Source organism: Bacillus cereus group sp. BfR-BA-01382, from assembly GCF_022663475.1.
Classification (GTDB): domain Bacteria; phylum Bacillota; class Bacilli; order Bacillales; family Bacillaceae_G; genus Bacillus_A; species Bacillus_A thuringiensis_S.
Genome location: NZ_JAKUFQ010000181.1, coordinates 1 through 4,988, shown reverse-complemented (window position 1 = coordinate 4,988; position 4,988 = coordinate 1). Strand labels below are relative to the sequence as shown.

Sequence of the window (4,988 nt, the reverse complement as noted above, 5' to 3'; positions counted from 1 at the left end):
GGCCACCAAGGCCACCAAGGCCACCAAGGTCACCAAGGTCACCAAGGTCACCAAGGTCACCAAGGTCACCAAGGTCACCAAGGTCACCAAGGTCACCAAGGTCACCACGGTCAACACGGTCATCAAGGCCAACATAGTCAACAGCACCAACAGCACCAACAGCACCAACAGCACCAACAGCACCAACAATACCAACAATATCAACAGCAACAATCTTCTCCTTGGGCAGGTGGAATTGGAGCAGGAGCAGCAGGGGCAGCGGCAGGAGCAGCTAGCATTAGTGGAGCAGCAGGACACGCGGGACACGTGGGTCATTAATGAATTGCAGAAAAAAGACATAATAAAAAACTGCTAGGAAATCCTAGCAGTTTTTTTCAGCTTCTTTGCGCTGACGTTCGATTTCAGCACGAAGTTGTGGTTCTGGTGCTTGCCAGCCTTCTGGTTTTAGAATTTTGCCATCGCCTTCACGGAATCGGGGTTTTCCATCAGGGAATAGTTTTGCCATGTTTGCGTTATTTACAATTTCAAATCCTTTATCAGGACGTACGCCCATTTCGGCAAACGTTCCGAATGCAAAGTAAATAAGGTCAATCAGTGCATCGTATTGATCTTCAACAGTCGTTGCTTCTAGAAATTCTTCTAGCTCTTCTTGCATAAAACTTGCACGAATTTTTGCACGCTCTTCTGTTAGTTTTGTTGGAGTATTTTTCACAGGATGTCCGAACTCTTCATGCATTTTTGCAACAAGTTCGAATCCTTTATCTAAACCTTTTTCGTTTGCCATGTTGTTTCATCCTTTCTCGTTTTCTGCCGAATTTCATTGTAACATAAGGTGATTATGAAATGAAAAGAACATCTTATCGAAATAAGATGTTCGCTTGTTATTCTTCTTTTTTTATTAAAAGGGATAAAATAAGATCGATGCCAAAAATACCGACGAGTAACATTGGTATAACGACAAGTAAATAACGTGTGAAGGAAACATTTTTTAAGTATGTATGAGCAAATAAAAAGACACCGAGAAATAAAATACCATTTAAAATAGGCTTTACTAATTTTTTAGACATAAGCTCCCCCATAAATATCTTCTCTCTCTATTTGATAATAAAAAACTCCTCTCTCCGTTGTATCATGCTGGAGAGAGGAGTTCAATCATTTCTCATTCAATGACACCAGAATTTGTAATATTTACGGTGTATTTTATATGAACCGGAACATCTTTATACATTTGTCTCCATTCTTCTAATTTGAATGGGCGATAATGTTGTCTATATTTTGCTCCTAGTGCAAGAGGATCAACATTTAGAGATTTAAACTGTTTAATTAGTTTTGTAGCTTTTGCATCTAATTGTTTTTCGATTGATTTGGCTATTTTTGTTGTATTTTTTTTGTTTTCTAAATTAAATTTTCTAGAAAGCTCCTGAATACGAGCATCCATCTTAACGTGAATATAGAAAGAAGGTTTCCCATCTTTTATGTTTACTTCGTAGGTAGGAACGGAACGAATGTTATTAATCATTGCATAGCCAGGATTTGTTTTAAATTCATGTGAGTCCAAGCGGTGCTTTTCTAGCAGTCCTTTGAAAACAAACATATCGTGATACTTAATTGTTCCGACCAACTTATCCTTTTTCAAAAGACCAATACCAGTAATTTTTATTTTATCTCCATGTTTTTTTAGGATAGGCATATAAGAATCTTGTCCTTCACGGTAGTACCTGAATGCACCTAAATATAAATTGTCAGTTGGCAATGGCCCAGTGTCCATATTATGTTCTAACATTTTTTTTATATAAATCGCAACATTGTAAGAGGTACTATATTTTCCTTTAAATAGTTCAGTACCACTGCCTTCTAATAGTCCAACATACAGTGAGTTACCAATATTCACATCACGAATTAATGTGTCAAAGGAAGTTGATAATCCTTTTTTAGCAATCTTTGTTGTGAATAAGGCAACACGCATTTGCCCGCTTGCGAACGGTTGCGAAGATTCCAAAGATGTATCTGCCTTTACTTGTTTTACTGCGTTTCCTGTTCCTTCATAAACTTGAACTTTATTTCCCTTTTTTTGTATGGGACAAACAAATGTAACTTTTACTTTATTATCTTTTGCTGTATCGAAGGCAGCTCCTTGAATGAGCTGAACATCATCAATAATATTTTTTTGTAAACAACCAGTTAGACTGAAGACACTGATGCAAATAAGAAGTATTAATTTTCTTTTGGTTTTTTCCATTTTTTTTTCACCCACACAATAATAAATAGAATTGGGATGTATACATATATAAGCCAAAAACTAACTTTAGATGTATTGCTAATAAAATCATTAATATCATGCCTATTTGTTAAAAGTTGTGAAACAACTAAGGTGATAAGCATAAATGCAATTAAAATACCTCGTTGTTTTACACGAAAGATTTCATGTGTTCCTCGAGTAGCGGCCCATAAAGGTAGAATAAAGCTTGTAATAATAACGAGAGCATAACCGGAAATAGCAATATACTCAAGTCGCTCGATAAAAGGAAGCTTAATAACTTGTGTCATGGACAGTTGAGACCAAATTGTTTTGAGTAGTTGTTTTTCGCTAAAGAATGTAAAAGCGAGAATGGTACTAAATAAATATAAGAAGTTAGAGAATAATGCACCATATTGTGCAAATTTATGGGATTTTTCTGGTTCTTTAACAAACGGATAAACCATAAGGAAAATTTCAAATCCTGTCATACTATAAATGGATAGTTGAGCTGCTTTCAAAATATCTGTAAAAGAATGTGAAAACATTGGAAGTAAATTATCCCAATGTGAGAATTTCAAAATGAAAAGACTTAGAAAAAGATAACCTAATGTTCCACCAACGGAAATAACACAAATTCCTGTAATGACGCGGAATCCTGATGAAATAATGTAATAACTTATTAAACATAAAAAGAAAGTGAGCATCCAGGTGGATGCGCTAGGAAACATCCACACTTGAATAATTTCGACATAGGTTCGAACGACAGAAATACTTACAATAAAAAAATAAGCCATAAAGATGAGACTAATACCATTTCCAATCCATTTTCCAAAAATCTGTTTGTGTAAATCAATTAAGTTTCCTTCTGTATTTTTTAATGAATAATACATCATCCAGATGAGAATATGAATGATAATTCCTGTGAGGAGAACTCCTATCCAGCCGTCGTATCCGGCGGCTTTTGCTATAATTCGAGCGAAGCCGAGAACGCCAGCTCCAAATTGTGCACCGTGAATTAAGAAGAAAACAAAGATAGGAGATATTTGATATTTTTCTTGAACTTTACTCATCAATGCACCTCATTTCTTAATCATCAAAGTCCGATCTATGTTTTGTTGAAATCCCTTTTGCTGATTTTTTTACATGTTGTGGTCTTGCTTGTACATCTCTTGTATCAATCATTGTTAAAGGAAAACGAATCCAAGAGTCCTTAACGGATTGTTGTCTTGTCGGATAAAACAAAGCGTACGGCTTACGTAAGGAAGTAAGCCTGAATAGATGAGTAAATAAGAAGATAAATCCAAGAGAAATCCCGAACAATCCGCCTATTTCTGCAAACATAAGAAAAGGAAAGCGTAGTAATCGAACAGCGTTACCCATTTTATAAATAGGTGTAATAAAAGAAGCGAGTGCTGATAGTGCAACGATAATTAATAAAATGTTACTCGTTAACCCAGCTTGTACAGATGCTTGCCCGATTACGATACCGCCCACAATACCGAGTGTTTGCCCCACTTTCATCGGTAACCTTGCGCCGGCTTCTCTTAATAAATCAATAACTAATTCCAAAAACAGTGCTTCAATTAAAGGTGGGAATGGAACTTGCGCTCGAGATAAAATCAATGTTTCCAGCAAATCGCTTGGAATTAGTTCATAATGATAATTTAAAACGGCAACATATAATGGAGCTGCACAAATCGAGAAAAGGACAGCGATAAGTCGTAAAACTCTTGAAAATGTTGCATATAGCCAAGAGACATTATAATCTTCTGGTGAAATAAAGAAATCGAAATATGATACGGGCGTTAATAGAACATTTGGTGAACCATCAACAAAAATTGCAATTTTCCCATCAATTAGTGCTTTTGTAACTCTATCAGTGCGCTCTGTATTGATATAGAGAGGAAAAATCGATTTTTCACCCATTAATTCTTGTAAATAAGCACTATCATTAATTTGATCATATTCAAGAGCGCGTAATGACTCTTCTAGAAAATCTACATTATCTTTTTCAGCGAGGTTGTCTAAATACATCATGACAACTTTTGTTTTGGAAAACTCGCCGATAATCATTTCTTTTGTTTGTAAATCTAAAACAGGAAGACGTTTTCGAACTAAATTAATGTTTGTATCAATATCCTCTACAAAACCTTCTTGCGGACCAATAACAGTTGATTCGTTTAAAGGAGGGGTTGGTGCACGATAATTATCAATTGCAATGTTTGCAAGCATACACTTTTGATCTTGCTGATTCAATTGAATAATCGCATGCCCCTTTAAAACCATATCCTCAATTTTTTGTAAATCGTTCGTAATTGTAATGCCGCTCATCGGAATATGTTCTTTTAGTTGTTCTAGAGAAGCACAGGGTTTCTCTAAAAGAGTGGGCATTAAATATTTCTGTAATTTCTCTCCATCAAGTGAAGGGCGATAGTAAGAAATCCAATAAGGCATCGTTTCATCGTCAGATGTATGGTAATTAATAAAATCACTAGACTTTTTAAGTTTCTCTATTAAATCTTGTAGAGAATGAATACGGTCTTTTTCTGGTTTGGTAAAGTCATAAATACTATTACCTCCAGAGCTTTGTTGCTTACTTTGAGAAGAATCATCTTGTTTAGAGCTTTGTTGTTTATTCTGAGAAGAATCATTTTGTTTAGAGCTTTGTTGTTTATTCTGAGAAGAATCATTTTGTTTAGAGCTTTGTTGCTTACTTTGAGAAGAATCATCTTGCTTAGAGTTTTGCTGT

6 protein-coding genes are annotated in these 4,988 nt (G+C 35.4%); 1 reads left to right on the top strand and 5 read right to left on the bottom strand.

Going from position 1 to position 4,988, the window contains the following annotated elements:
* Positions 1 to 318, top strand: a 318-nt coding sequence (locus tag MR160_RS32665) for a hypothetical protein (RefSeq protein ID WP_242299111.1), incomplete at its 5' end; no start/stop codon positions are given.
* Between the two features lie 43 nt (positions 319 to 361).
* Here the strand turns inward: MR160_RS32665 and MR160_RS32660 are convergent.
* The 5 genes from MR160_RS32660 to MR160_RS32640 all read right to left on the bottom strand — a co-directional run.
* Entirely contained in the window at positions 362 to 784 is a 423-nt protein-coding gene (locus MR160_RS32660) for a pyrophosphohydrolase domain-containing protein (RefSeq protein ID WP_001262632.1), read from the bottom strand.
* 97 nt (positions 785 to 881) lie between these two features.
* Complete coding sequence (locus tag MR160_RS32655; protein ID WP_000038780.1) at positions 882 to 1,067, bottom strand: macro domain-containing protein; 186 nt, start codon at positions 1,065 to 1,067, stop codon at positions 882 to 884.
* Positions 1,068 to 1,159: 92 nt separating this feature from the next.
* Entirely contained in the window at positions 1,160 to 2,239 is a 1,080-nt protein-coding gene (locus tag MR160_RS32650) for a Ger(x)C family spore germination protein (RefSeq protein WP_000416067.1), read from the bottom strand.
* On the bottom strand, positions 2,215 to 3,309 hold the full coding sequence (locus MR160_RS32645) for a spore germination protein (protein WP_000049049.1): 1,095 nt from the start codon (positions 3,307 to 3,309) through the stop codon (positions 2,215 to 2,217). Before MR160_RS32645 ends, MR160_RS32650 begins: the two co-directional genes overlap by 25 nt.
* A gap of 16 nt (positions 3,310 to 3,325) precedes the next feature.
* Positions 3,326 to 4,988, bottom strand: a 1,663-nt coding sequence (locus MR160_RS32640) for a spore germination protein (RefSeq protein ID WP_242299110.1), incomplete at its 5' end; no start/stop codon positions are given.

Bases quoted from the DNA above. Each gene is read 5' to 3' on its own strand.
- MR160_RS32645 (WP_000049049.1), bottom strand. From the start codon at position 3,309: ATGAGTAAAGTTCAAGAAAAATATCAAATATCTCCTATCTTTGTTTTC.
- MR160_RS32660 (WP_001262632.1), bottom strand. From the start codon at position 784: ATGGCAAACGAAAAAGGTTTAGATAAAGGATTCGAACTTGTTGCAAAA.
- MR160_RS32655 (WP_000038780.1), bottom strand. From the start codon at position 1,067: ATGTCTAAAAAATTAGTAAAGCCTATTTTAAATGGTATTTTATTTCTC.
- MR160_RS32650 (WP_000416067.1), bottom strand. From the start codon at position 2,239: ATGGAAAAAACCAAAAGAAAATTAATACTTCTTATTTGCATCAGTGTC.